This window comes from Pseudoxanthomonas mexicana, from assembly GCF_046736355.1.
In the GTDB taxonomy this organism is placed as follows: Bacteria; Pseudomonadota; Gammaproteobacteria; order Xanthomonadales; family Xanthomonadaceae; genus Pseudoxanthomonas_A; species Pseudoxanthomonas_A mexicana_B.
In genome coordinates this window covers 3255168-3281086 of the sequence record NZ_CP157201.1, presented here as the reverse complement: position 1 = coordinate 3281086, position 25919 = coordinate 3255168, and the positions used below count along the sequence as shown (strand labels likewise).

At 71.1% G+C, this 25919-nt stretch carries 20 protein-coding genes; 11 read left to right on the top strand and 9 right to left on the bottom strand.

From position 1 onward, the window contains the following. Window positions 1–168: 168 nt before the first annotated feature. Together cysK and cysG are read right to left on the bottom strand one after the other, a co-directional pair. Window positions 169–1143: a cysteine synthase A gene (gene cysK / locus AAG688_RS15170; RefSeq protein ID WP_411833022.1), complete on the bottom strand. Its 975-nt coding sequence runs from the start codon at window positions 1141–1143 to the stop codon at window positions 169–171. A gap of 40 nt (window positions 1144–1183) precedes the next feature. Next, on the bottom strand, window positions 1184–2647 hold the full coding sequence (gene cysG / locus AAG688_RS15165) for a siroheme synthase CysG (protein WP_411833021.1): 1464 nt from the start codon (window positions 2645–2647) through the stop codon (window positions 1184–1186). A 165-nt stretch (window positions 2648–2812) separates the two neighbouring features. On the opposite strand from cysG, the gene AAG688_RS15160 reads away from it, so the two are divergent. Continuing rightward, complete coding sequence (locus tag AAG688_RS15160; RefSeq protein ID WP_411833020.1) at window positions 2813–3796, top strand: LysR family transcriptional regulator; 984 nt, start codon at window positions 2813–2815, stop codon at window positions 3794–3796. Window positions 3797–4007: 211 nt separating this feature from the next. Continuing rightward, a complete protein-coding gene (locus AAG688_RS15155; RefSeq protein WP_411833019.1) occupies window positions 4008–4328 on the top strand; it encodes a hypothetical protein in 321 nt (106 codons plus the stop codon). 7 nt (window positions 4329–4335) lie between these two features. Here AAG688_RS15155 and AAG688_RS15150 read toward each other — a convergent pair whose 3' ends face one another. The 6 genes from AAG688_RS15150 to AAG688_RS15125 all read right to left on the bottom strand — a co-directional run bounded on the left by AAG688_RS15150 (window position 4336) and on the right by AAG688_RS15125 (window position 12537). After that, entirely contained in the window at window positions 4336–4704 is a 369-nt protein-coding gene (locus AAG688_RS15150; RefSeq protein WP_411833018.1) for a hypothetical protein, read from the bottom strand. Between the two features lie 51 nt (window positions 4705–4755). Then, window positions 4756–5520: a LytR/AlgR family response regulator transcription factor gene (locus AAG688_RS15145; RefSeq protein ID WP_411833017.1), complete on the bottom strand. Its 765-nt coding sequence runs from the start codon at window positions 5518–5520 to the stop codon at window positions 4756–4758. Beyond that, window positions 5513–6766, bottom strand: a complete 1254-nt coding sequence (locus AAG688_RS15140; protein WP_411835032.1) for a sensor histidine kinase — start codon at window positions 6764–6766, stop codon at window positions 5513–5515. Before AAG688_RS15140 ends, AAG688_RS15145 begins: the two co-directional genes overlap by 8 nt. An 811-nt stretch (window positions 6767–7577) precedes the next feature. Then, window positions 7578–10397 carry a valine--tRNA ligase gene (locus AAG688_RS15135; protein WP_411833016.1) on the bottom strand — a complete coding sequence of 940 codons (2820 nt, stop codon included), beginning with the start codon at window positions 10395–10397 and terminating at the stop codon, window positions 7578–7580. 106 nt (window positions 10398–10503) lie between these two features. Beyond that, complete coding sequence (locus AAG688_RS15130; protein ID WP_411833015.1) at window positions 10504–10926, bottom strand: DNA polymerase III subunit chi; 423 nt, start codon at window positions 10924–10926, stop codon at window positions 10504–10506. A gap of 132 nt (window positions 10927–11058) precedes the next feature. Beyond that, the gene (locus tag AAG688_RS15125; RefSeq protein ID WP_411833014.1) at window positions 11059–12537 is read right to left on the bottom strand and encodes a leucyl aminopeptidase; all 1479 of its coding nucleotides are present in this window, start codon (window positions 12535–12537) and stop codon (window positions 11059–11061) included. 127 nt (window positions 12538–12664) lie between these two features. Between AAG688_RS15125 and lptF the strand changes: the two genes are divergently transcribed. Together lptF and lptG are read left to right on the top strand one after the other, a co-directional pair. Beyond that, entirely contained in the window at window positions 12665–13759 is a 1095-nt protein-coding gene (lptF, locus tag AAG688_RS15120) for an LPS export ABC transporter permease LptF (protein WP_411833013.1), read from the top strand. Next, entirely contained in the window at window positions 13756–14853 is a 1098-nt protein-coding gene (lptG, locus tag AAG688_RS15115) for an LPS export ABC transporter permease LptG (protein WP_411833012.1), read from the top strand. Before lptF ends, lptG begins: the two co-directional genes overlap by 4 nt. Window positions 14854–14857: 4 nt before the next feature. Here the strand turns inward: lptG and AAG688_RS15110 are convergent, their stop codons facing one another. After that, on the bottom strand, window positions 14858–15334 hold the full coding sequence (locus AAG688_RS15110; protein WP_411835031.1) for an RDD family protein: 477 nt from the start codon (window positions 15332–15334) through the stop codon (window positions 14858–14860). 239 nt (window positions 15335–15573) lie between these two features. Here AAG688_RS15110 and xerD point away from each other — a divergent pair, with 239 nt between their 5' ends. From xerD to gspG, 7 genes are all read left to right on the top strand, one after another. After that, window positions 15574–16548: a site-specific tyrosine recombinase XerD gene (gene xerD, locus AAG688_RS15105; RefSeq protein ID WP_411833011.1), complete on the top strand. Its 975-nt coding sequence runs from the start codon at window positions 15574–15576 to the stop codon at window positions 16546–16548. A gap of 91 nt (window positions 16549–16639) precedes the next feature. Beyond that, window positions 16640–17464 (top strand): thioredoxin fold domain-containing protein, encoded by an 825-nt coding sequence (locus AAG688_RS15100; RefSeq protein WP_411833010.1) that lies wholly within the window; start codon window positions 16640–16642, stop codon window positions 17462–17464. 373 nt (window positions 17465–17837) lie between these two features. Beyond that, a complete protein-coding gene (purL, locus tag AAG688_RS15095) occupies window positions 17838–21881 on the top strand; it encodes a phosphoribosylformylglycinamidine synthase (RefSeq protein ID WP_411833009.1) in 4044 nt (1347 codons plus the stop codon). Between the two features lie 82 nt (window positions 21882–21963). Next, window positions 21964–23682 carry a type II secretion system ATPase GspE gene (gene gspE, locus AAG688_RS15090; protein WP_411833008.1) on the top strand — a complete coding sequence of 573 codons (1719 nt, stop codon included), beginning with the start codon at window positions 21964–21966 and terminating at the stop codon, window positions 23680–23682. A gap of 55 nt (window positions 23683–23737) precedes the next feature. Next, window positions 23738–24193 carry a hypothetical protein gene (locus tag AAG688_RS15085; protein WP_411833007.1) on the top strand — a complete coding sequence of 152 codons (456 nt, stop codon included), beginning with the start codon at window positions 23738–23740 and terminating at the stop codon, window positions 24191–24193. 2 nt (window positions 24194–24195) lie between these two features. Further along, the gene (gene xpsF / locus AAG688_RS15080) at window positions 24196–25413 is read left to right on the top strand and encodes a type II secretion system protein XpsF (protein WP_411833006.1); all 1218 of its coding nucleotides are present in this window, start codon (window positions 24196–24198) and stop codon (window positions 25411–25413) included. Between the two features lie 71 nt (window positions 25414–25484). Continuing rightward, window positions 25485–25919, top strand: a complete 435-nt coding sequence (gspG, locus tag AAG688_RS15075) for a type II secretion system major pseudopilin GspG (RefSeq protein ID WP_411833005.1) — start codon at window positions 25485–25487, stop codon at window positions 25917–25919.

The window sequence follows — 25919 nt, the reverse complement described above, 5'->3', positions numbered from 1 at the left end:
CGGCGTCTTTGTTTGGAACGCGGATTCCTGGGCTTCCCCTCTCCCCCTGCTTGCGGGGTCGAGGTGATCCGTTTGCGCGGCATGCCGCGCTTTCCCCCTCATCCGCCCTTCGGGCACCTTCTCCCCGCTGGCGGATGAGAAGGACTCTTCCGTAACCGCTGTGGGACCTCAGGGCAGCGAAGCCTCAGCCACCGACGCCAGCCATTCGTCGTCCGATCCCTCGTTGACGCCCTCGAACAGCGGGGTGGAGAAATAGCGCTCGCCGGTATCCGGCAGCATCGCCAGCAGCACCGAGCCGGGTTCGGCGTCCTGCGCGACCCGCAGCGCGGCGGCCACGGTGGCGCCGGCGGAAACGCCGACGAAGATGCCTTCCTCGGCGGCCAGCCGGCGTGCATGGGCGATCGCCTCCTCGTCGGCGATCTGCAGGATCCGGTCGGCGACCTCGCGATTGAGCACTTCCGGCACGAAGTCCGGCGTCCAGCCCTGGATCTTGTGCGGCTTCCATTCGTTGCCGCTCAGCAGCGCCGCGTTGGCCGGCTCGGCGGCGGTGATGCGCACTTCCGGGCGCGCCACCCGCAGCACTTCGCCGACGCCGGTCAACGTGCCGCCGGTGCCCCAGCCGCTGACGAAATGATCCAGCGGCAGGCCGGCGAAGTCGCGCAGGATTTCCGCCGCGGTGGTGTTGCGGTGGTAGGCCGGGTTGGCGGGGTTGGCGAACTGGCTGGCGAGGAACCAGCCGTGCCTGGCGGCCAGTTCCTCGGCCTTGCGCACCATGCCGGTGCCGCGCTCGGCGGCCGGGGTCAGGATGACCTTGGCGCCGTAGGCGCGCATCAGCTTGCGGCGCTCGATCGAGAATGTCTCGGTCATGGTGGCGACGAACTTGTAGCCGCGCGCGGCGGCGACCATCGCCAGCGCCACGCCGGTGTTGCCGGAAGTGGCCTCGACGATGGTGTCGCCGGGCTTGAGCAGGCCCCTGGCCTCGGCGTCGAGGATGATCGCCAGCGCCAGGCGGTCCTTGACCGAGCCGCCGGGGTTGAACGACTCGACCTTGGCGTAGACGTTCACGTGCGCGGGCGCGATGCGCTGCAGCTTGACGACCGGGGTGCGGCCGATGGTGTCGAGGATGCTGTCGTGGATGGCCATGCGAGTCTCCGGTAGCGGCGAGGCAAAGGGGAAGCGGGAATCAGGCCGCGTGCGCCAGCGTGGGCGCCGCGTCCTTCAGGGCGGGTGAGGAAGGCGCGGCGTCGCCGCGCAGCGGCGCGTCGCCGAACCAGTGCAGCGTGTCGGCCAGCGCGGCGACCTCGCCCAGGATCAGCAGCGCGGGCGACTGCACGCGGTGGCGCAGGGCGGCGGCGGGCAGGTCGTCCAGCGTGCCGGTGACGACGCGCTGGACGGCGCGCGAGCCGTTCTCGACCAGCGCGAACGGCGTGCCCGGCGCGCGGCCGGCCGCCAGCATCCGCGCGCGGAAGCCGTCCAGCCCGGCCACGCCCATGTAGACCGCCAGCGTCTGCCGTTCCTGCGCCAGCGCGGCCCAGTCCAGCGTATCCAGCGAGTCCTTGCAGTGCGCGGTGACCAGCCGCACCGACTGGGCGTGGTCGCGGTGGGTCAGCGGGATGCCGGCGTAGGCACCGCAAGCCAGCGCCGCGGTGATGCCGGGCACCACCGCGTAGCCGACGCCGTGCGCGCGCAGGAACTCCAGTTCCTCGCCGCCGCGGCCGAACACGAACGGATCGCCGCCCTTCAGCCGCACCACCCGCAGGCCGGCGCGCGCGTGCTCCAGCATCAGTGCGTGGATCTGCTCCTGCCGCACGCTGTGGCCGCTGGCGGACTTGCCGACCTCGATGCGCGCGGCATCGCGCCGCGCCAGCCGCAGCACGTCGTTGCTGACCAGGCGGTCGTGCAGGATCACGTCGGCCTCGTTCATCGCGCGCAGCGCGTTGAGGGTCAGCAGGCCCGGGTCGCCGGGGCCGGCGCCGACCAGGGTGACGAAGCCGGGGCAGGCTGCGGCCACGGGGGAGGCCAGCGCCTCGTCCAGCCACTGCGCGGCGCGCTCCGTCTGGCGGCGGCGCAGCAGCTGCGGCAGCGGCCCGGCCAGCGCGTCCTCGAAGAAGCGGCGGCGCTGGCCCAGCTGCGGGAAGCGCGCGCGGATGCGCTGGCGCTGGCGGGCGAACAGGTCGACCAGCGCGCCCCAGCTGTCGTCCAGCCAGGTCTCCAACTGGCGGCGCAGGTGGCGGGCGACCATCGGCGCGCCGCCGCCGCTGGAAATGGCGACCTGCAGCGCGCCGCGCTCGATCACCGCCGGCACGTGGAAGCTGGACAGCTCGGCGTCGTCCACCACGTTGGCCAGCAGCCGGCGCGATTCGGCGGCCGCGGCGACGGCGTGGTTGACCCGGGCATCGTCGGTGGCGGCGACGACCAGCCATACGCCTTCCAGCCAGGCCGGCGTGAAGCCGCCTTCGACATGCGCGATGCGGCCCTGCCTGGCCCAGTCGTCCAGGCGGGCGGTCAGCGCCGGCGCGCCGACCCGGGGCAGGGCGCCGGCGTGCAGCAGCGCCTCGACCTTGCGCTCGGCGACCGCGCCGCCACCGACCACCAGCACCGCGCGCTGGCGCAAATCGGCGAACAGGGGAAACAGCGGTGCGCTCACGGCGGTGTTCTGTGAAGTCGGGCCGCTGACCCTAACGTCGGGTTATATGGGCGAGGAAATGACGAACCCCTCTGCACATATTCCTTGTGGTTATAAGCGGCGGCGGCTACGTTCCGGGGAAATCCTCTACATTCACGAGCCGTTCCGGCCTCGCCCGTCCCCACCATGACGTTGACCCAACTCCGCTACCTGGTGGCCATCGCCGACGCCGACCTCAACATCACCCTGGCGGCCGCGCGCGTGCACGCCACCCAGCCGGGCCTGTCCAAGCAGCTCAAGCAGCTGGAGGACGAGCTGGGCTTCCTGCTGTTCGTGCGCAAGGGCCGCAGCCTGGAGGCGATCACGCAGGCCGGCGGCGAGGTCATCGAGCGCGCCCGCGCGCTGCTGGCCGAGGCCAACAACATCCGCACCTACGCGGCCAACCAGCGCCGCGAGAGCCAGGGACAGCTGATCCTGGCCACCACCCACACCCAGGCGCGCTTCGTGCTGCCGCCGGCCATCGCCCGCATCAAGCAGGCCTACCCGCAGGTCAGCGTGCACCTGCAACAGGCCGCAGAGAGCGACGCGCTGGACCTGCTCAGCGCCGGCGACGCCGACATCGCCGTGGTCAGCACCTCCGGCGACGAGCCTGGCGCCGGCATCGCCGTGCCGCTGTACCGTTGGCGGCGGCTGGTGCTGGTGCCGCGCGGCCACGCGCTGGATCGCGGCGACGCCGTCCCCGGCATGGAAGACCTGTCCCGGCAGCCGCTGATCAGCTACGAATCTTCCACCCGCAGCGGGTCGTCGCTGCAGCGCGCCTTCGCCGGCGCCGGGCTGGAGCCGAGCATCGCGGTGACCGCGCTGGATGCCGACCTGATCAAGACCTACGTGCGCGCCGGCCTCGGCGTCGGCCTGCTGGCCGAGATGGCGGTCAGCGCCGGCGACACTGACCTGCGCGCCTGGCCGGCGCCCGGGGAGATCAAGGAGTGCATCGCCTGGGCGGTGCTGCCGCGCGAGCGCGTGCTGCGCGACTACGCGCTGGACCTGGTCCACGCGCTGGCCCCGCAGGTGGACCGCCGCGACCTGCGCCGCGTGCTGGACGGCAACCAGTCGCCCGACTGGCCCGAGCCGCCGACCTGGCAGTCGTTGACCCAGACCATCACCAGCTAGGCGTATCGTCCACCTTCCCGCAGCCCGGGCGCACCCAGCCTGTAGAGCCGAGCTTGCTCGGCTGACCGCGCCCGGCCAATGTGAAGTACTTCCCGGCTGCGCCGGGATGACGAAGTGAAGTGAAGCGGAAGTGCCACGGCCTGCACCCGGGTCATTGAGCGGCGCGCGCGGCCGGGTTCTACTGCGGATCGTCCGAGGGAGGTGACAGGCGATGAAGCCGATATCCAGAATCGTGCTGCGCATGTATGCGCCGGCCGCGCTGGTGCCGGTCGGCGGGCTGCTGCTGGCCGAGATGTTCGCGCGCTCGCACCGGCTGATCGGCAGCGTGCCGGCAGCGCGGCTGGCGTCGCTGGTTTTCCTGCTTGCGGTGATGGTGGCGCTGTACCTGGCGTTGCGTGCCAGCTGGCGGCTGTGGCGCTGGGCGCAGGGCCGCGAGCAGCGCTGCGAGTGCGGCGGCCCGTTGTCGCGCCCGCGCACCGACCGCCAGGGCCGGACCTGGCGCAGGTGCATGGGCTGCGGCGCGCGGGTCTGATCGACGATCAGCCCGGGCAATCCGGCGCCGCCGGCGCCAGGCTGTCCACGCACTGGCGCAGGTCGGTCGTCCGCACCGCCAGCTCGACGTTGGCGCCGACGTCCAGTGCAAATCGCTCCACCTTCGGCTCGCCGCAGCGGGTGATGCGATCCACGCCGGCGGCGAGGCGGCAGTCGTCCGCCTGCACGACGTAGTGGCAATGGCCGCTGTCGCTGCGCAGGCATTCGAAGCGGGCGACGCCGCCGCGCAGGGTGGCGCGGCTGTGCAGCGTGTCCACGCCATCGGCCGAGGCGCGCACCACCGTGGTCGCCTGTGGCCTGTCGTGGCAGCCGGCGAGCGAGAGCAGCACGGAAAAGCAGCTGGCGATGATGCGCATGGCGGAGTCCTCGTGGCGGCGGCGCGTCCTGCGTGCGGCCGCGGTGCGTGATCACATGTTGCGGAACAGCGGCATGAAGGCCTGGCTGACGGTCAGCGTCTCCGGGCGCGACTTCAGCTTCACCCGGCCCTTGCCGGTGTCGTCGCGCGCGATCGAGGCGATGGCCTTGAGGTTGACGATGGTGGAGCGGTGGATCTGCTTGAACACGTCCGGATCCAGCGCGTCGAGCAGTTCGCGGATCGGCTTGCGCAGCAGCGCCTCGCCGTCGGCGGTCATCACCGTGGTGTACTTGTTGTCGGCCTGGAAGTAGGCCACGTCCTCGACCATGATCAGCCGCGTCTCGCGGCCGGCGCTGGCGGTCAGCCAGACCAGCGGCTCGCGCTTGCGCGCGTTCGCGCCGGCCAGCCGCCGCAGCAGTGCATCGAGCGTGGCGGTGTCGGGATGGCCGCTGGCCGCGCGCGCCTGCAGCCGCTGCACGGTGGCCTGCAGCCGTTCGCGCGTTACCGGCTTGAGCAGGTAATCGACCGCGCCCTGCTCGAAGGCGTCGATGGCGTGCTGGTCGTAGGCGGTGACGAACACGATCTGCGTGCGCGGGCTGGCCTCGCCGGCGGCGCGCGCCACTTCCATGCCGGTCAGCCCGGGCATGCGGATGTCGAGGAAGGCCACGGCGGGCTGGTGCTCGGCGATGGCCTCCAGCGCGCTGGCGCCGTCCTCGCACGCGGCGACGATGCGCAGCTCCGGCCACACCTCGCGCAGCAGCGAGGCCAGCGCGGTGCGCAGCAGTTCCTCGTCCTCGGCGATCACGCAGTCAGTCATGGCGGCGCTCTCCTGCGGTGGGCACGGCGATGGTCGCGGCCACGCCGGCGGGGAAGTTGGACACGATGGAGAAGTTCGCCGCGCCGCCATGCAGCAGGCGCAGTCGTTCGCGCACGTTCTTCAGGCCGATGCCGGTGCCGCCGGTCTGCGCGTTGAAGCCCAGGCCGTCGTCGGCGACGGTGACCGACACCTGGCCGTCGTGCTCGCGCGCGCGGATCCACACGGTGCCGCCCTCGGTCTTCGGCTCCAGGCCGTGCTTGATCGCGTTCTCGACCAGCGTCTGCAGCATCATCGGCGGGAACGGCTGGCGCTTCAGCGGATCCGGCACGTCGATCTGCAACTGCAGGCGATTGCCCATGCGGATCTTCAGGATCTCCAGGTACGCCTGCGCGCGCTCAAGTTCGTCGCCCAGGGTGGAATCGGTGTCGTCGATCTGCGGCAGCGAGCGGCGCAGGTACTGGATCAGGTGGCCGAGCATCTGGTCGGCGCGGGCCGGATCGGTGCGGGTCAGCACCTGCGCGCTGGCCAGCGTGTTGTAGAGGAAGTGCGGCTCGACCTGGGCGTGCAGCAGGTTGAGCCGGGCCACGGTCAGTTCCTTGTCGGTGACCGTCTGCGCGACCTCGGCCTTCTCGCTGCGGCGGCGCTCGGACACGCGGCGGGTGATCGCGCGGGTCAGCGCCTCGACGTTCTCCAGGTTGCTGCCGTCGTCGAGCAGCAGCAGGTCGGTCCACACCTCCGCGTCCGGGCCGCACAGCAGGGTGATGCTGCTGGTGCCGTGGCCGGGCGTCACCGTGGCCTTGATCTGGTTGTGCTTGATCGCCAGCCGCGCGAACACGTTGAAGCGCGACGGCGGCCGCTCGGCGTAGGGATCGGCGCGGGGCACCCTGGCGCGCGCCTGCAGGCTGTCGCGCGCGCTCTCGATGTGCTCGCAGCGTGGCAGTTCGCGCAGCGCCGCGTCGAGCATGTCGAAGGCCTCGCCGGCCTCGCACGGCATCTCGATCTGGCGGCGGTGGCGGGTGGACAGCGTGGTGCGATCGACGCGGCTGGCGATCAGGCCGACCCGGCGGATGTGCGAGATCGTGCCGATCAGCACCGACACCATCAGCAGCATGCACAGCAGGCCGAAGATCCAGCCCGGGCCGTCGTTCATGCCGTAGAACAGCCCGCTCCACAGGAACCCGGCCAGGATCAGCGTCACGGCCCAGGCGAACAGCATGCGGAAGACGAGATGGAGGCTGGCGAACACGGCGATCACGGCGGTCTGACTGATGGCGGCGAGCATAGCGGCCCGCGCGGCGGCCGCCAGCGGATCGCGATGAAATCGGAGGGAGGGCGACGAAATGCCCCCGGGAAGGAGCAGGAGCGGGAGCGGATGGTTTCGATTGCGCGGATTCGCGTGCGGGATGCGGATCGCTACGGGGCCGTTTCGGGATGCAGCTCCCTCTCCCCCCTCGCATCGCGATGGGGGTGGCTTGGGGTGAGGGGGAGCCGGCATTCCTATCGGCGTCAGCCCCCTCACCCCAGCCCTCTCCCCCGCAAGCGGGGGAGAGGGGGCTTGATGGGTCGCGTGGATATTTGAATGAGGCCGCTGTAGCCGGCGGAATTCTCCCCCTTGCGTACGTCTTGAACGGCATGTGGGGATGCGGCCCCCTCTCCCCCGCGAGCGGGGAGAGGGGGTTTGATGGGTCGCGTGGATATTTGAATGAGGCCGCTGTAGCCGGCGGAATTCTCCCCCCCTTGCGTACGTCTTGAACGGCATGTGGGGATGCAGCTCCCTCTCCCCCATCGCATCGCGATGGGGGAGAGGGTTGGGGTGAGGGGGGCTTCTGCTTGGATCCGCGGGCAGCCGGCATTACTCGCGGCGTCAGCCCCCCTTACCCCAGCCCTCTCCCCTGCGAGCGGGGGAGAGGGGGCTTGATGCGTCGCGTGGATATTTGAACGAGGTCGCTGTAGCTGACGGAACTCTCCCCATCGCATCGCGATGGGGGAGAGGGTTGGGGTGAGGGGGGCTTTTGCCTGGACCCCGGGAAGCCGGCCTCCCGCGGCCTCATCCCGGGCTACAGCTTGGCCCGCTGCCCGCGCAGGCCGGCGAGCTGGGCGCTCCAGTCGGCCAGTCGCGCGCGCTCCTGCTCGACCACCGCGGCCGGGGCGTTCTGCACGAAGGTGGCGTTGCCGAGCTTGCCCTCGCACTTGCCGATCTCGGCTTCGACGCGCTTGATCTCCTTGTCCAGGCGCGCGCGCTCGGCGTCCAGATCGACCAGCCCTTCCAGCGGCACCAGCAGCTTCAGGTCGCCGACGATGGCCGCCGCCGCGGGCGGCGCATCGGCGCCGGGTTCCAGCCATTCGATGCCTTCCAGCCGGAGCAGGAACTTCAGCGACGGGGCGAAACGCTCCACCCGCGCGGTATCGTCGGCCTGGCCGCCTTGCAACAGCAGGCGCACCTGCCTGCCCGGCGGCACGCCCAGTTCGCTGCGCACGCGCCGCAGCGCGGTGACCATCGACTTGAGCCATTCCACGCCGGCCTCGGCGGCGGCGTAGCCGGCCGCGTCGTCGTTGGCGACGGGGTAGGGCCGCAGCGAGATCGTGGCCGCGTCGATGCCCAGGCGCGGGGCGACCTGCCGCCACAGTTCCTCGGTGACGAAAGGCGTCAGCGGGTGCAGCAGGCGCAGCAGCGATTCCAGCACGTGCAGCAGGGTGTGGCGGGTGCTGGCGGCCGCCTCGGCGTCGTCGCCGGCCAGCGCCGGCTTGGCCAGCTCGACGAACCAGTCGCAGAACTCGTTCCAGGCGAACTCGTACAGCGCCTGCGCCAGCAGGTCGAAGCGGTAGGCGGCGAACTGCGCCTGCGCTTCGGTGGTGACCTTGGCGAGGCGGGCGAGGATCCATCTTTCGGCGTCGGTGGCTGGCTGCGGATGGGCTATCGCGTTGCCCCCATCCGCCCTCCGGGCACCTTCCCCCGCAAGCGGGGGAAGGGAATCGGTAGTGTTCATCAGCACGAAGCGGCTGGCGTTCCACAGCTTGTTGCAGAAGTTCTTGTAGCCCTCGGCGCGGCCGAGGTCGAACTTGATGTCGCGGCCGTGGGTGGCCAGCGCGGCGATGGTGAAGCGCAGCGCGTCGGCGCCGTGGGCGATGATGCCGTCGGGGAATTCCTTGCGCGTGGCCTTCTCGATTTTCTCGGCCATGCGCGGCTGCATCAGCCCGCCGGTGCGCTTGGCGACCAGGTCCTCCAGCGCGATGCCGTCGATGATGTCCAGCGGATCCAGCACGTTGCCCTTGGACTTGGACATCTTCTGCCCATCCTTGTCGCGGATCAGGCCGGTGATGTAGACGTCGCGGAACGGCACCTGGCCGGTGAAGCTGTCGGTGGCCATGATCATCCGCGCCACCCAGAAGAAGATGATGTCGAAGCCGGTGACCAGCACGTTGGACGGCAGGTAGCGGTCGAAGCCGCGCTCGGCCATCGCCTGCGCGTCGGGCCAGCCCAGCGTCGAGAACGGCCACAGCTGCGAGGAGAACCAGGTCTCCAGCACGTCGCTGTCCTGGTTCAGCACGGCGTCGTCGCCCAGCCCGTGCGTGGCGCGCACCTCGGCCTCGCTGCGGCCGACGTAGCAGGTGCCCTCGGCATCGAACCACGCCGGGATCCGGTGCCCCCACCACAGCTGCCGGCTGATGCACCAGTCCTGGATGTTCTCCATCCAGTGGCGGTAGGTGTTGATCCAGTTCGGCGGGACGAACTTCACCTCGCCGTTCTCGACCAGTTCCAGGCCACGCTTCGCCAGCGCGTCCATCTTTACGAACCATTGATCGGTCAGGTACGGCTCGATCACCTGGCCGGTGCGATCGCCGCGCGGCACCTGCAGCTTGTGCGGCTTGGTCTCCACCAGCAGGCCGAGATCCTCCAGGTCCGCCAGCACCGCCTTGCGCGCGTCGTAGCGGTCCAGGCCGCGGTACTTCTCCGGCGCGTTGTCGTTGATCGCCGCGGTCGGGGTGAGGATGTTGATCAGCGGCAGGCCATGGCGCAGGCCGACCTGGTAGTCGTTGAAGTCGTGCGCCGGGGTCACCTTGACCACGCCGGTGCCGAACTCGCGATCGACGTAGTCGTCGGCGATGACCGGGATCTCGCGATCGGTCAGCGGCAGCTTCACCGCCTTGCCGATCAGGTGCGCGTAGCGCTCGTCGTCCGGATGCACCATCACCGCGGTGTCGCCGAGCATCGTCTCCGGGCGGGTGGTGGCCACGACCAGCGAACCGCTGCCGTCGGCCAGCGGGTAGGCGATCGACCACAGGAAGCCGTCCTCCTCGACGTTCTCCACCTCCAGGTCGGAGATCGCCGTCTTCAGCACCGGATCCCAGTTGACCAGCCGCTGGCCGCGGTAGATCAGGCCCTGCTCGTACCAGCGCACGAACGCCTCGGCGACCGCCGCCGACGGCTGCGGATCCATCGTGAAGGTGCTGCGCGACCAGTCGCCGGAGGCGCCCAGCCGGCGCATCTGCCGCTCGATGGTGTCGCCGGAGGCCGCCTTCCACTCCCACACCTTGGCGATGAAGCCGTCGCGGCCGAGCGAGTCGCGGGTGTCGCCGTTGCCCTCGAGCGCGAGGTTGCGCGAGACCACCATCTCGGTGGCGATGCCGGCGTGGTCGGTGCCCATCTGCCACAGCGTGTCGTAGCCGCGCATGCGGTGGTAGCGCACCAGCGCGTCCATCAGCGTGTGCTGGAAGGCGTGGCCCATGTGCAGCGTGCCGGTGACGTTGGGCGGCGGCAGCAGGATCGTGTACGGCTCGCCCCGGCCGGTGGGCCTGAAATGGCCGGCGGCCTCCCATTCGGCGTAGAGGCGCGATTCGAAGGATTTGGGTTCGTAGCTGGGGGCTAAGTCGGTCATGGGGCGGGAATCGGGAATGGGGAATGGGGAATGGAGGATCAAGAGCGGGAATCGCCGGCGTCCTGGCCTTTCCGATTCCCTATTCCCGATTCCCCCTTCCCGGCTGTCACATGTCGTACTTGTTCAACTGGAACCCCAGCGCCTTGTACTGCTTCCAGCGCTCGCGCAGCGGTTCGCGCGCGGACGGGTCGGCGGGGACGACTTCCAGCACGCGGTCGCAGGCGCCCAGCCAGCAGTCGTCGCGCAGGTTGATCACCAGCGGCCGCGACGGCGCGTCGAAGCCGGGCGCGGCGATCAGGATCGGCGTCACCTCGTCGTCCTCGTCCTGCCCGGCGATCTGGTGCGGCAGGTAGGCGTCGTCGTCGAACGCCCACAGCAGGTCGTCCAGTTCCTCGGCCTGGGCCGTGTCGCGCGCCAGGATCAGCGTCGGCAGGTTGGCCTCGTAGGCCTTGCGCGCCAGCTCGCAGACCAGCCGCAGCGGTTCGCCGAGGAAGCGCGGCTTGGCGATCAGGTAGAAGTCGGCGCGCATGGGGGAAGCCGGGAGTGGGGAATCGGGAATGGGGAATGGAAAAGCCGGCAAGGCTCCGGAAGCGGCAATGGCATCGTCACTGTGGACAAGTTTCTGACCATTCCCGATTCCCGACTCCCCATTCCCGGCCCTTCAGGCAACGCGGTCAAGCAACCACTGCGCCAGCAACCCCACCGGCCGCCCCGTCGCCATGCCGCGCTTGCCCTCGTCGTTGGCCACGCCGGCGATGTCCAGGTGCGCCCAGCGCTGGCCCTCGGCGAAGCGCGCCAGGAAGCAGCCGGCGGTGATCGCGCCGGCCCAGCGGCCGCCGATGTTGTAGACGTCGGCGAAGCTGGATTCGAGCAGGGTCTGGTACTCGTCCCACAGCGGCAGGCGCCAGGCGCGGTCGAACACGTGCTCGCCGGCGGCCAACAGTTCCTGCGCCAGGTCGTCGTGCTTGCTCATCAGGCCGCTGGCGTAGCGGCCCAGCGCGACCATGCAGGCGCCGGTCAGGGTGGCCACGTCCAGCAGCGCGGCGGGCTTGAAGCGCTCGGCGTAGGTCAGCGCGTCGCACAGGATCAGGCGGCCTTCGGCGTCGGTGTTGCCGACCTCGATGGTCTTGCCGGACATGCTGGTGATGACGTCGGACGGGCGGTAGGCGTTGCCGTCGATGGCGTTCTCGACCGCCGGCACCACCACCACCAGGTTCAGCGGCAGCTTCATCGTCGCCGCGGCGACGAAGGCGCCGAGCACGCTGGCCGCGCCGCACATGTCGTACTTCATCTCCTCGATGCCGCCCTGGGTCTTCAGGTTGACGCCGCCGGTGTCGAAGGTGATGCCCTTGCCGACCAGCACGTAGGGCCTGGCCTCGGCGTCGGCCGCGCCGTTCCACTTCAGCACGATCAGGCGCGGGCGGTTGGCCGAGCCGCGCGCCACCGCCAGCAGCGAGCCCATGCCCAGGGCCTCCATCTGCGCCTCGTCGAGGATCTCGGCCTGCGCGCCCTCGTGCGCGGCGGCGAACCGCTGCGCCTGCTCGGCCAGGTAGGCCGGGTTGCAGATGTTCGGCGGCAGGTTGCCCAGCTCGCGGGCGAAGCGGACGCCGGCGGCGATGGCCTGGCCCTGCGCCAGCGCCTGCTCGTCCCCGCCGGTGACCAGCACGCGCTTGAGGCCAGGCTCGTCGTTCTTCTTCTTGCCCAGGGTGGCGGTGTAGCGGTAGCTGGCGTGATCGGCGGCGATCACGGCCTGGCGCAGGTTCCAGGCGGCGTCGCGGTCCTTCACCGCCACCTCGGCCAGGGTGAACAGCGCCTGCGCCACCGGGCCGGTCTTCAGCGCGCGGGTGGCGTCGCCGATCGCCTTCAGGTACTGCGGCACGCCGAACTTGCCGGCATCGCCCAGGCCGACCACCAGCACCCGCGGGGCGGCCACGCCGGGCAGGTCGTGCAGCAGGGTGGTCTTGCCGGTCTTGCCGCTGGCGTCGCCGCGCTCGACCAGCGCCGCCAGCCGGCCGCCGCTGGCCGCGTCGATCGCCTGCGCGGCCGGGGTGAGGGTCTTGTCGGCGTAGGCGCCTACCACGATGCAGTCGAAGCCGGCCGCGGCCGGGGCATCTTGGTTCAGGGTGAATTCCAGGGTCATTGAGCAGATTCCAGGTCCAGTTCCGTACAATCGCCGGCTCGCGGGCCGATGGCCCGCGCCGCCCGGGGCCGTGCCGAAGCAGGCGCGCAACGCCGACGAACGAACCCAGGATTGTAAATCAAGCACGATGCCCAGGCTGGACCGCTATCTTTTCCGCGAATTCACCCAGAGCTTCCTGGCGACGCTGATCATCCTGCTGGTGGTCAGCGTGGGCGGGGTGATGGCCGACCTGCTGGGCGAGGTCGCCGACGGCAAGGTGCCGGCGCGGCTGCTGCTGTCGCAGCTGGGCCTGCAATTCCTCGGCTACATGCCCTACATCGTGCCGCTGGCGCTGATGCTGGGCCTGCTGCTGTCGTTCTCGCGGCTGTACCGCGACTCGGAGATGGCCGTGCTGACCGGTACCGGGGTCGGCCCGGCGCGGCTGCTGCGGCCGTTGCTGCTGCTGGTGGTGCCGGTGGTGGCGCTGGTGGCGGCCTGTTCGCTGTGGCTGGGCCCCTGGGCGATGCGCACGGCCGAGCAGATGCTGGAACACGCCAACCGCAGCCTGGTCGTCTCAGGGCTGGACGCCGGCAAGTTCACCGTGCTGGCCAACGGCGCGGTCATCTACGTCAGCGCCATCTCCACCGACGGCACCGGCCTGAGCCGGGTGTTCATCCACCGGCAGAAGGATGGCCGCTTCGACGTGGTGACCGCGCGCAGCGGCGAGATGTTCTTCGAGGGCGAGCGCGAGCGCTACCTGCGGCTGAACGAGGGCTTCCGGGTCGAGGGGCCGGTCGACGGCGGCCTGGACTACCGGCTGATGCGCTACGCCAGCAACGAGATCGCCCTGCCCGAGCGCGCCGACACCCGCGACAAGGACGACCCGCAGCTGCTGCCGACCACCACCCTGCTGGGCGACGCCCGCCCGCAGGCGCGCGCGCAACTGCATGCGCGCCTGACCCCGCCGCTGCTGGCGCTGGCGTTCGCGCTGCTGACCCTGCCGCTGTCGCGCAGCGCGCCGCGGCAGACCCGCTACGGGCGGGTGATGCTGGGCTTCCTGGCCTACATGTTCGGCGTCAGCCTGATGTTCAACGGCACCCAGTGGCTGGCCGAAGGGCGGCTGCCTTCGCCGCTGGGCCTGTGGTGGCTGAGCCTGCCGCTGCTGGCGATCGCGGCGTGGTTCTACTGGCGCGACGGCGCGCTGTCGCGGCCGCGCGCTGTCGCGGCGGGGGCGGGCGCATGAGGCTGCGTCCCAACCTGCACGATCTGTACGTCGGCCGGGTGGTGCTGGTCACCGTGCTGCTGACCTGGACGGTGCTGGTCGGCCTGGACGTGGTGATGGCGCTGTCCGGCGAGGTCGGCAAGCTGGGCGGCAACTACACCTTCGGCCATGCGCTGGCCGGCGTGCTGTACACGGTGCCGCGCCGCGCCTACGTGATGTTCCCGACCGCGGCGGTGATCGGCTCGCTGATGGGACTGGGCCAGCTGGCCGCCAGCTCGGAGCTGACCGCGCTGCGCGCGCTGGGCCTGTCGCGCCGCCGTCTCGGCGTCTCGGTGGCGGTGGCGCTGGGGCTGCTGACCGGCCTGATGATGATCAGCGGCGAGACGCTCGGCCCGTGGGGCCAGCGCCAGTCGGACATGCTCAAGACCAGCGCGCGCTTCGGCGACGTGGCGCTGGACCGCTATTCCGGCCTGTGGGCGCGCGAGGGCAACACCTTCCTCTACGCGCAGAGCGGCGAGGAGGGCGAGATCGACGGCCGGCCGACCCTGCAACTGCGCGACGTGCGCCTGTACGAACTGGCCGGGGACGGCCGGCTGGCGTCCATCGCCCACGTCGCCACCGCCGATCACCAGGGCGATCACTGGCTGTTCAAGGACGTGCGCCGCACCACCTTCCACGCGCGCAGCGCGACCCAGCAGCACGTCGCCAGCGATCGCTGGGAATCGGAACTGGACACCGCCGTGCTGGCCTCGGGCATGACCCGCGCGCGCAACCTGCCCACCCGCGAGCTCAAGCAGAACATCGACTACCGCCAGCGCAACGGCCTGGACGCGCGCGAGTACGAGGACCTGTACTGGGGCCGCTGGTTCTATCCGATCAACGTGCTGGCGCTGTGCCTGGCGGCAATCCCGTTCGCGTTCGGCAGCCTGCGCAGCGGCGGCATGGGCAAGCGGCTGTTCATCGGCATCGTGTTCGCGATCGGCTTCTGGGCGCTGCAATTGCAGTTCGTCCGGCTGGCCAGCGCGTTCCACCTGGATTTCCGCGTCGCCTATGCGATCCCGCCGCTGCTGCTGCTGGGCATGTCGGCGTGGATGTTCAGGCGGCGCAGCAGCTGAGGGGTCAGCGCCGCTTCGGCAGCCGGATCGCGCGGGTGCCGCTGAGGCGGTCGTGCCACGCCAGCTTTTCCCGATCCCGCCACGCCCACCAGAACCCCAGTCCCGCCGCCGCCAGCGACAGCGTTCCCGCCGCATAGCGCAGCCACAGCGCGCGCCAGGAGGGCGTCGCGCCGTCCGCCGCGACCACCTGCAGGCGCCACGGCCGCATGCCCAGGGTCTGCCCGCCGCGCCGCCAGCTCAGCGTCGCGTACAAACCGGTGACGACCCAGCAGCCCAGCCACAGCAGCCAGGCCAGCAGCGAGAACGGGCGGATGTTCTCGTGCGGATCGTGATGGCCGAGGAAGGTGTAGCCGAGGGTGAACAGCGCCGACAGCAGCATCCACAGCGCCAGCGCCGGCCAGAGGTCGTAGAACAGCGCCAGCAGGCGCCAGCCGATCAGGGCGGAAGGCGGCGCCGGGGCGGCGGGAGAGGTGTCGTCCATCGCGAAAGGATAGCGGCTGGCGGCGGGCTTCTTCCCCACCTGGATTCCTCCAACGCCTCCCGGGTGTTCAATCCCGTCATCCTCGCGCAGGTGGGAACCCAGGACGGCGAGCGCGGGGGCGCAGGGTGAGAAGAGCCGTCATCCTCGCGCAGGCGGGGACCCAGCGCCTTTAGCCTTTGCCCTCAAGGCCCTGAGAGAGAACGTCATGGCGCGAAACGAAACCCTCTAAGCTCTGCGCCATGCCCGCCGCCACGCCCGCCGACCGACGCCGCAACACCCACGCGCTGCCGCCGGTGCCGCCCGCCGACGCCGCCGCCATCGCCGCCTTCATCGACGCGATCTGGGCCGAGCACGGCCTGGCGCAGGCCTCGCAGGACAGCTACCGGCGCGACCTGGAGGGGCTGGCGCGCTGGCGCAACCGTGGCGAGGGCGGCCTGGCCGACGCGGAGCGCGAGACGCTGTTCGAGTACCTGGGCTGGCGCGCGCAGCAAGGGTATTCGCCGCGCAGCACCGCGCGCCTGCTGTCGTCGCTGCGCGCCTTCTACAGCCACCGCATGCGCAGCGGCGCGCGCGGCGACGATCCGACCGCGCTGCTGGACCCGCCCGCGCTGCCGCGGCTGCTGCCCAAGGCGCTGTCCGAGAGCCAGGTCGAGGCGCTGCTGGCCGCGCCCGACGTCGATGCCGCCGAGGGCCTGCGCGACCGCGCGATGCTGGAACTGATGTACGCCGCCGGCCTGCGCGTCAGCGAACTGGTCGGCCTGCCCGCCGGCGCGGTCAATCTGCGCCAGGGCGCGTTGCGGGTCACCGGCAAGGGCAGCAAGGACCGGCTGGTGCCGCTGGGCGACGAGTCGCAGCACTGGTTGCAGCGCTACCTGGACCAGGCCCGTCCCGCGCTGGCGCAGGGCAGGACGGTGCCGGCCGACGGCCACGGCCAGGTGCCGCTGTTCATCGACGCCGCGCGCAAGCCGCTGAGCCGCCAGTACTACTGGTCGCTGGTCAAGCGCTACGCGGCGGCGGCCGGCATCGACCCGGCGCGGGTGAGCCCGCACGGCCTGCGCCACAGCTTCGCCACCCACCTGCTCAACCGCGGCGCCGACCTGCGCGCGTTGCAGATGCTGCTGGGCCACAGCTCGCTGTCGACCACGCAGATCTACACCCTGGTCGCGCGGGAGCACCTCAGGCGCCTGCACGGCCGCCACCATCCGCGCGGCTGAACACGCGCCGGTGCGGGATGGCCCGCCCGCGTCGCCGGCGTGCGAAAATCGCGCCCTTCAGGCGGCCCCCCCGGCCGTACAGGAACCGATGATGACCCGTCTCGCTTTGGCCGCCTTGCTGGGCGCACTGAGTCTTTCCGCCTGCGCCCAGGCCCCGCAGGCGCCCGGTGCGGCGACCCCGGGCGACAAGCCCGCGCCGGCCGCCCCGGCCCCGGTGGCGGCCGCGCCCAAGGCCGGCACGCCCGACGCGCGCGCGCAGGAGGCCATCGCCAGGCTCGACGCGCAGGTCAAGGTCGACTACGTCGGCGCCGCGCCGATGCCGGGCTTCCGCGAGGTCATCGCCGGCGGCCAACTGCTGTACGTCAGCGACGACGGCCGCTACCTGATGCAGGGCACGGTGCTGGACCTGGAAGACATGAAGGACGTGAGCCGCGGCAGCCCGGCGCTGCTCAAGTACCGCCGCGAGCTGCTGGCCACCGTGCCGCACGCCGACCGCATCGTGTTCGCGCCGCCCAATGCCAAGTACACGATCACCGTCTTCACCGACATCGAATGCGGCTACTGCCGCAAGCTGCACAGCGAGATCGGCGAGCTCAACCGGCTCGGCATCGCGGTCGAGTACCTGGCCTTCCCGCGCATGGGCCTGGGCAGCCAGGACTACAAGGACATGGTTTCGGTGTGGTGCGCCTCCGATCGCCGGCGCGCGCTGACCGACGCCAAGGGCGGCAAGCCGGTTTCGCCGCGCGACTGCAAGACCCCGGTGAACATGCAGTTCGACATCGGCCAGCGCATCGGCGTGTCCGGCACCCCGGCCATCTACGCCGCCGACGGCAGCCAGCTCGGCGGCTACCTGCCGCCGCAGGCGCTGCGCGAGGCGCTGGATCAGCTGGAAGGCGAAGGCGCGGGCGGGCGCTGAGGCACGGGCATCGGCGGCGTGGCGGCAGGACGGTATCCGGATCCAGTGAGGAATGGGCCCTGTAAACGGCCCGCTCATCCCTTCCTCCGCTTGCGGGGGAAGGTGGCCCCTTGGGCCGGATAGGGGGCAGCCGTCGGCGCGAAAGCTAGTAGCACAAGGATCTGAGCCATTGCCCCCATCCGCCTTCGGCACCTTCCCCCGCAAGCGGGGGAAGGGATTGCATGGCATGGCCTTACGAGAATCCGGGTCCCCTAGAAACCCGTCACCGCCAGCGTGACGGCTGCCGCTGGGCGGATGAGTCCTGCGATGGCCGGCCATGCCCTCCGGTACAATATGCGGCCCGTCCTGACGGCACGCACCCACGGTTCCGGACATGATCGTCCTCGAAGGCCAGCCGGCCTTGTCGCAATTCCGCCGCGCGCGGCTGGAAAGCAAGCTGCAGTCCCTGGTCCCCTCGGTCGCCGTCAGCGGCGCCTGGCACGTCTACTTCATCGAGCCCGAACCCGGCGCCACGCCGGATCCCGAGGCGCTGAGGCGCATCCTGCAAGCGCAGGCGCAGCCGGAAACCGCGGCCGACGGCGCGGTCTCGCGCTTCGTCGTGCCGCGGCTGGGCACGCTGTCGCCGTGGGCGAGCAAGGCGACCGAACTGCTGCGCGGCGCCGGCCTGCCGGTCCGGCGCGTCGAGCGCGGCATGCGCATTGACCTGACCGGCTGGCAGGACGCGCCGGCGCTGCGCAAGGCGCTGCACGACCCGATGACGCAGTCGCTGCTGGACGAGCGCGCGCAGGCCGCCGGCCTGTTCACCGCGCCGGCGCGTAGGCAGTTGGAGCGCATCGCGCTGGCGGATCTGGAAGGCGCCAACCGCCGCCTCGGCCTGGCCCTGGCGCAGGACGAGATCGACTACCTGCGCGAGCGCTACACCGAGCTGGGCCGGGACCCGTCCGACGTCGAGCTGATGATGTTCGCGCAGGCCAATTCCGAGCACTGCCGGCACAAGATCTTCAACGCCAGCTGGACCATCGACGGCAAGGAGCAAGACCGCTCGCTGTTCCGGATGATCAAGCACACCCACGCGCAGACCCCGCAGCACACGCTCAGCGCCTACAGCGACAACGCCGCGGTGGTGGAGGGCTACCCGGCCGCGCGCTTCCGTCCCGGCGCGGACGGGCAGTACCGCAGCGAGCCGGTGGTCGAATCGGCGTTCTGCATCAAGGTCGAGACGCACAACCATCCCACCGCGATCGCGCCGTTCCCCGGAGCGTCCACCGGCGCCGGCGGCGAGATCCGCGACGAGGGCGCGACCGGCCGCGGTGGCAAGCCCAAGGCCGGCCTGACCGGCTTCTCGGTCTCGCACCTGCGCATCCCGACCCTGCCGCAGCCGTGGGAGGCGCCGCGCGCGCTGAACCCGCGCATGGCGCCGGCGCTGGAGATCATGCTCGACGGCCCGCTCGGCGGCGCCGCGTTCAACAACGAGTTCGGCCGGCCCAACCTGCTCGGCTATTTCCGCAGCTTCGAGCTGGCCGAAGGACCGGGCCTGGCCCGCGCCTACGACAAGCCGATCATGCTGGCCGGCGGCCTCGGCGCGATCGATCGCATCCAGGTCGAGAAGAAGCGGCTGTCGCCGGGCGACGCGGTGATCGTGCTCGGCGGCCCGGCGATGCTGATCGGCCTGGGGGGAGGCGCGGCCAGCTCGGTGGCCTCGGGCGAGAGCGCCGAGGAGCTGGACTTCGCCAGCGTGCAGCGCGACAACCCGGAGATGGAGCGCCGCTGCCAGGAGGTCATCGACCGTTGCGTGGCGCTGGGCGCGGACAACCCGATCCTGTGGTTCCACGACGTCGGCGCCGGCGGCCTGTCCAACGCGGTGCCGGAACTGCTGCACGACTCCGGCGTCGGCGGCGTCATCGACCTGGACAGGGTGCCCAGCGACGATCCCTCGCTGTCGCCGCTGGAACTATGGTGCAACGAATCGCAGGAGCGCTACGTGCTCGGCGTGCCGCAGGAGCGACTGGACGAATTCGCCGCGATCTGCGCGCGCGAGCGCTGCCCGTTCGCGGCGATCGGCCTGGCGACGGCGGAGGAGCGGTTGGTCGTCGGTTATGGCGTCTTCGACGCCGGGAATCGGGAATCGGGAATCGGGAATGGCGAACCGCCAGCGTCGCCGGCTCCTGCCCATTCCCCATTCCCCATTCCCCATTCCCCGCATCCCATCGATCTTCCGATGGACGTGCTCTTCGGCAAGCCCCCGAAGATGCACCGCGACACCGCGCATCCGCCGGCGCTGCGCTGGCCGGCGTTGCAGACCGCCGGGCTCGATCTGCGCGAGGCCGCGCTGCGCGTGCTGGCGCACCCGACCGTGGCGTCCAAGCAGTTCCTGATCACCATCGGCGATCGCAGCGTCGGCGGCCTGACCGCGCGCGACCAGCTGGTCGGTCCGTGGCAGGTGCCGGTGGCCGACTGCGCGATCACGCTGTCGGGCTTCGACGGCTACGTCGGCGAGGCGATGGCGATCGGCGAACGCACGCCGCTGGCGCTGCTCGACGCCGCCGCCTCGGCGCGGATGGCGGTGGGCGAGGCGATCACCAACCTGTGCGCCGCGCCGATCGAGTCGCTGGAGCGCATCAAGCTGTCGGCCAACTGGATGGCCGCCGCCGGCCACGACGGCGAGGACGCGCTGCTGTTTGACGCGGTCAGGGCGGTGGGCATGGAGCTGTGCCCGGCCATCGACGTCAGCATTCCGGTGGGCAAGGATTCGTTGTCGATGCAGGCGCAGTGGGTTGCGTCCGGGAATCGGGAATCGGGAATCGGGAATGGTGAAAAGCATGCCGCCGCGCCCGATGCATCCGCTTCTCCCATTCCCCATTCCCCATTCCCCATTTCCGGCGAAACGCAAAAGAGCGTGTCGCCCGTCTCCCTGATCATCAGCGCCTTCGCCCCCGTCACCGACGCGCGCGCGCAGCTCACGCCGCTGCTGGCCGACGAACCCAGCGACCTGTGGCTGATCGGGCTGGGCGCGGGGCGCAAGCGGCTGGGCGGGTCGGTGCTGGCGCAGTGCCATCCGGACGCCAACGGCGGCGATGCGCTGCCGGCGTTCGCCGGCGAGGTGCCGGATCTGGACGATCCGCAGCGCCTGCGCGATTTCTTCCGGCTGATCCAGGACGCGCGCGAGGCCGGCCTGCTGCTGGCCTACCACGACCGCAGCGACGGCGGCGCGTTCGCCGCGCTGTGCGAGATGGCGTTCGCCTCGCACCGCGGCCTGGAGATCACCCTCGACGGCTGGGGCGACGATCCGTTCCGCACGCTGTTCGCCGAGGAACTGGGCGCGGTGGTGCAGGTGGCCGACGAGGACCGCGCCGCCTTCGCCGATCTGATCGAGCGCCACGCGCTGACCGAGTGCGCGCAGCGCATCGCGCGCCCGACCGGATCGCCGTCCGTGCGCGTGCAGCAGGACGGGCAGTCGCTGGCGCAGTGGCGCTGGGACGAGCTGTTCGACGCCTGGTGGTCAGTCAGCCACGCGATGCAGAAGCTGCGCGACAATCCCGACAGCGCCGACCAGGAGCGCGCGATCGCGCGAGATTTCGCCGCGCCGGGGCTGAAGCCGAAGCTGGCCTTCGACCCGGCCGAGGACGTCGCCGCGCCGTTCGTCGCCACCGGCGCCAGGCCGAAGGTGGCGATCCTGCGCGAGCAGGGCGTCAACGGCCAGATCGAGATGGCCGCGGCGTTCGCGCGCGCCGGCTTCGACGCCTTCGACGTGCACATGAGCGACCTGCTGTCCGGCCGCGTCGCGCTGGACGGCTTCCACGGCCTGGCCGCCTGCGGCGGCTTCAGCTACGGCGACGTGCTCGGTGCCGGCCGCGGCTGGGCCACCTCGATCCTCGAGCACGGCGCGCTGCGCGAGGCGTTCGCCGCGTTCTTCGCGCGCGCCGACACCTTCTCGCTGGGCGTGTGCAACGGCTGCCAGATGATGAGCCAGCTGCGCGACATCGTCCCCGGCGCGCGGCACTGGCCGAAGTTCCTGCGCAACCGCAGCGAGCAGTTCGAGGCGCGCACCGCGCTGCTGGAAGTGGTCGAGTCGCCCTCGATCCTGTTCCGCGGCATGGCCGGCTCGCGCATCCCGGTGGCGGTGGCGCACGGCGAGGGCCGCGCCGAGTTCGACAACGCCGTCGACCAGGCCGCCGCGCGGGTGTCGCTGCGCTACGTCGACGGCGACGGCCGCATCGCCGATGCCTATCCGCTCAATCCCAACGGATCGCCCGACGGCATCACCGGCCTGACCAGCGACGACGGCCGCGCCACCATCCTGATGCCGCACCCGGAGCGCACCCCGCGCGCCGTCAACCTGAGCTGGGCGCCGGCCGGCTGGGCGGAGGATTCGCCGTGGCTGCGGATGTTCCGCAACGCGCGGGTGTGGGTGGGCTGAAGCCTGTGCAACGGGCCGCCCGCCGCGGCGGCCCGGCCGCCGCCGAACTGGTACATTTCGGCGGTCAGCCAGGAGGGTGTGCGTGAACGCAGTCGTGCAGGATGATCTTCCGCCGGTCGCAGGGAGCGACGATGCCATCGTCCAGCGCCTGCTCGACAAGGGCCGGCTCAAGGACGTGGATCTGGCGCGCGCGCGCCGCCTGCACGAGGAGACCGGCGGCAGCCTGCTCACCCTGCTGGCGCGGCTGGGGCTGGTGTCCGAGCGCGACCACGCCGAGACCGTGGCCGAGGTGCTGGGCCTGCCGCTGGTCAGCGCGAAGGACGCGCCCGACGCGCCGCCCGAGTCGGTGGCGTTGTCGGTCCGTTTCCTCAAGCAGTTCCACCTGTGCCCGGTCGGCGAGGACGAGGCCCACGTCGATCTGCTGATGGCCGACCCGCAGGACGCCTACGCCATCGACGCCGTGCAGCTGGCCACCGGCCGGCGGGTGCGCGCGAAGGTCGCGCCGCGCGCCGAGATCGGCGACCTGATCGAGCGCTGGTACGGGCAGGGTCGCAGCGCGATGGGCGCGATCGTCGAGAACGCCGACGGCGAGGCCAGCGGCGATCTCGACGACGTCGAGCACCTGCGCGACCTGGCCTCCGAGGCGCCGGTGATCCGGCTGGTCAACCTGGTGATCCAGCGCGCGGTCGAGCTGCGCGCCTCGGACATCCACATCGAGCCGTTCGAGAACCGGCTGAAGGTGCGCTACCGGGTCGACGGCGTGCTGGAGGAGGGCGAGAGCCCGCCGGCCAACCTGACCGCGGCGGTGATCAGCCGCGTCAAGATCATGGCCAAGCTCAACATCGCCGAGCGCCGCCTGCCGCAGGACGGCCGCATCATGCTGCGCGTGCAGGGCAAGGAGCTGGACCTGCGCGTGAGCACGGTGCCGACCGCGCACGGCGAGAGCGTGGTGATGCGCCTGCTGGATCGCGAGACCATCGTGTTCGACTTCGAGCGGCTCGGCTTCACCGACGCCTTCCTGCCGCAGTTCCTGCGCGTGCTGGAGCAGCCGCACGGCATCCTGCTGGTGACCGGCCCGACCGGCTCGGGCAAGACCACCACGCTGTACACCGCGCTGAGCCGGCTCAACACCAGCGACGTGAAGATCATCACCGTCGAGGATCCGGTCGAATACCAGATCGAGGGCATCAACCAGATCCAGGCCAAGCCGCAGATCGGGCTGGACTTCGCCAACGCGCTGCGCAGCATCGTGCGCCAGGATCCGGACATCATCATGATCGGCGAGATGCGCGACCTGGAGACCGCGCGCATCGCCATCCAGTCGGCGCTGACCGGCCACCTGGTGCTGTCCACGCTGCACACCAACAACGCCGCCGGCGGCATCACCCGCCTGCTCGACATGGGCGTGGAGGATTACCTGCTGACCTCCACCGTCAACGGCATCCTCGCCCAGCGGCTGGTGCGCCGGCTGGAGCCCACGCACGCGGAGAGATATCCCGCCTCGCCGGAGGAGATCGACAAGTTCGGCCTGCGCCGCTACCAGCCCGAGGGCGAGATCTTCCTGTACCGCCCGCGCGCCTCGGCGATCGCGCCGACCGGCTACCTGGGCCGCACCACCATCATCGAGTTCCTGGTGATGAACGACGAGCTGCGCCGCGCGGTGATGCGCCACGCCGGCATGGGCGAGCTGGAGCAGCTGGCGCGGCAATCGGGCATGCGCACGATGTACGAGGACGGCATCGCCAAGGCGCTGGCCGGCCAGACCACCATCGAGGAAGTGCTGCGCGTCACCGAAGAATAGCGGGGGATCGCTTATGGTTTGCCACCGGCCGGACCGGAATGGAGTCGTATCGGACATGCGAAGGAATCGTCGCCTCGCCCTGGGGGCCGCGCTGCTGCTGGCCGGCATCGCCGCTGCCGCGGGCGCGGCACCGCCGAAGAAGCTGGCGCGCGAGGCGATCCCGGCCGGCTTCGCCATCGGCAGCGGCCAGCCTTCGCTGGAGCTGGAAGTGAAGGTCGAGGGCGGCGCGGTGGTCTCGTCCGCGCCGGCCTCCGGTGGCCAGGGCAGCCTGCGCGCGGTGCGCAGCGGCGGCGAGGACGATGGCCAGACCATGTTGACCATCAGCGGCAGCCTGGACGTGGCGGTCAAGTTCGACCTGTACGTCTCGCGCGACGGCCGCACCTTCGAGTACGCCAGCAGTTGCGCGGTGACCCCGGGCATCTCCTCGTTCGAGATGTGGCGCTACCCGGTGCGCGAGTTCGCCTTCGGCAACGTGCGCGCGATGCCCGCCGGCAGGATGAGCTGCGACTGATCATGCCGCTCTACCGCTACAAGGCGCTCAACCCGCGCGGCGAGATGCTCGACGGCCAGATGGAGGCCGCCAGCGACGCCGAGGTGGTCGCGCGCCTGCAGGAGCAGGGCCACCTGCCGGTGCAGGCGCAGCTGGCCGGCGAGGCCGGCGGCGGGCGCTCGTGGCGCAGCCTGCTCAAGCCGCAGGCGTTCGACGGCGAGCGGCTGGTGCAGTTCACCCAGCAGCTGGCCACCCTGCTCGGCGCCGGCCAGCCGCTGGATCGCGCGCTGACCATCCTGCTGGACCTGCCCGAGGACGAGAAGGCGCGCCACGTCATCGCCGACGTGCGCGATGCGGTGCGCGGCGGCGCGCCGCTGTCGTCGGCGCTGGAGCGCCAGCACGGGCTGTTCTCGCGGCTGTACGTCAACATGGTCCGCGCCGGCGAGGCCGGCGGCAGCCTGCACGAGACGCTGCAGCGGCTGGGCGAGTATCTTGAGCGCAGCCGCGCGCTGAAGGGACGCGTGGTCAACGCGCTGATCTACCCGATCATCCTGCTGCTGGTGGTGTCGGCGGCGCTGCTGTTCCTGCTCGGCTACGTGGTCCCGCAGTTCGCGACGATGTACGAGAGCCTGGACGTGGCGCTGCCGTGGTTCACCCAGGGCGTGCTGTGGCTGGGGCTGGGCGTGCGCGAGGGCTGGCCGCTGCTGGTGGCCGCGCCGCTGCTGCTGCTGTGGTGGCTGGACCGCAAGCGCCGCGACCCCGTCTTCCGCGACCGGCTGGATCACTGGCTGCTGCAACGCAGGCTGGTCGGGCCGCTGCTGGCCCGGCTGGAGGCCGCGCGGCTGGCGCGCACGCTGGGCACGCTGCTGCGCAACGGCGTGCCGCTGCTGCCGGCGCTGGGCATCGCCCGCAACGTGCTGGGCAACCGCGCGCTGTCCGACGACGTCGGCAAGGCCGCCGAGGACGTCAAGAACGGCCACGGCCTGTCGGCCTCGCTGGCCAAGGGCAAGCGCTTCCCGCGGCTGGCGCTACAGATGATCCAGGTCGGCGAGGAGTCCGGCGCGCTCGATGCGATGCTGCTGAAGACCGCCGACACCTTCGAGCGCGAGACCGCGCAGGCGATGGACCGGCTGCTGGCCGCGCTGGTGCCGGTGATCACCATCGCGCTGGCCTCGGTGGTGGGGCTGGTGATCGTCGCGGTGCTGGTGCCGCTGTACGACCTGACCAACGCGCTGGGCTGAGGGCCGCGGCGCAAGCAACGTTCACAGACGAGGAATCACACTGCATGCCTTCCGAACCCAGGACCGTCCCGATGCGCCTTTCCCGTTCGCTGACCCGCTCCCCGTCGCCGGCGCTGCAGCGCGGCATGAGCCTGCTGGAGATCATCATCGTGCTGGTGCTGATCGGGCTGGTGCTGACCCTGGTCGGCAACCGCGTGCTGGGCGGCGCCGATCGCGGCCGAGCCAACCTGGCCAAGTCGCAACTGCAGACGCTGGCCGGCAAGATCGAGAACTACCAGCTCGACACCGGCGCCCTGCCGTCGCGGCTGGACGACCTGGTCACGCAGCCGGGCAACGTGGCCGGCTGGCTGGGGCCGTACGCCAAGCCGGCCGAGCTGAAGGATCCCTGGGGCAGCGACATCGAGTACCGCGCGCCGGGCCAGAACCAGGCCTTCGACCTGATCAGCCTGGGCGCGGACAAGCAGGCCGGCGGCGACAGCTACGCCGCCGACATCCGCTACGAGTGA

Bases quoted from the DNA above. Each gene is read 5' to 3' on its own strand.
- cysK (WP_411833022.1), bottom strand. From the start codon at position 1,143: ATGGCCATCCACGACAGCATCCTCGACACCATCGGCCGCACCCCGGTC.
- AAG688_RS15160 (WP_411833020.1), top strand. From the start codon at position 2,813: ATGACGTTGACCCAACTCCGCTACCTGGTGGCCATCGCCGACGCCGAC.
- AAG688_RS15155 (WP_411833019.1), top strand. From the start codon at position 4,008: ATGAAGCCGATATCCAGAATCGTGCTGCGCATGTATGCGCCGGCCGCG.
- AAG688_RS15150 (WP_411833018.1), bottom strand. From the start codon at position 4,704: ATGCGCATCATCGCCAGCTGCTTTTCCGTGCTGCTCTCGCTCGCCGGC.
- AAG688_RS15145 (WP_411833017.1), bottom strand. From the start codon at position 5,520: ATGACTGACTGCGTGATCGCCGAGGACGAGGAACTGCTGCGCACCGCG.
- AAG688_RS15135 (WP_411833016.1), bottom strand. From the start codon at position 10,397: ATGACCGACTTAGCCCCCAGCTACGAACCCAAATCCTTCGAATCGCGC.
- AAG688_RS15130 (WP_411833015.1), bottom strand. From the start codon at position 10,926: ATGCGCGCCGACTTCTACCTGATCGCCAAGCCGCGCTTCCTCGGCGAA.
- AAG688_RS15125 (WP_411833014.1), bottom strand. From the start codon at position 12,537: ATGACCCTGGAATTCACCCTGAACCAAGATGCCCCGGCCGCGGCCGGC.
- lptF (WP_411833013.1), top strand. From the start codon at position 12,665: ATGCCCAGGCTGGACCGCTATCTTTTCCGCGAATTCACCCAGAGCTTC.
- lptG (WP_411833012.1), top strand. From the start codon at position 13,756: ATGAGGCTGCGTCCCAACCTGCACGATCTGTACGTCGGCCGGGTGGTG.
- AAG688_RS15110 (WP_411835031.1), bottom strand. From the start codon at position 15,334: ATGGACGACACCTCTCCCGCCGCCCCGGCGCCGCCTTCCGCCCTGATC.
- xerD (WP_411833011.1), top strand. From the start codon at position 15,574: ATGCCCGCCGCCACGCCCGCCGACCGACGCCGCAACACCCACGCGCTG.
- AAG688_RS15100 (WP_411833010.1), top strand. From the start codon at position 16,640: ATGACCCGTCTCGCTTTGGCCGCCTTGCTGGGCGCACTGAGTCTTTCC.
- purL (WP_411833009.1), top strand. From the start codon at position 17,838: ATGATCGTCCTCGAAGGCCAGCCGGCCTTGTCGCAATTCCGCCGCGCG.
- AAG688_RS15085 (WP_411833007.1), top strand. From the start codon at position 23,738: ATGCGAAGGAATCGTCGCCTCGCCCTGGGGGCCGCGCTGCTGCTGGCC.
- xpsF (WP_411833006.1), top strand. From the start codon at position 24,196: ATGCCGCTCTACCGCTACAAGGCGCTCAACCCGCGCGGCGAGATGCTC.
- gspG (WP_411833005.1), top strand. From the start codon at position 25,485: ATGCGCCTTTCCCGTTCGCTGACCCGCTCCCCGTCGCCGGCGCTGCAG.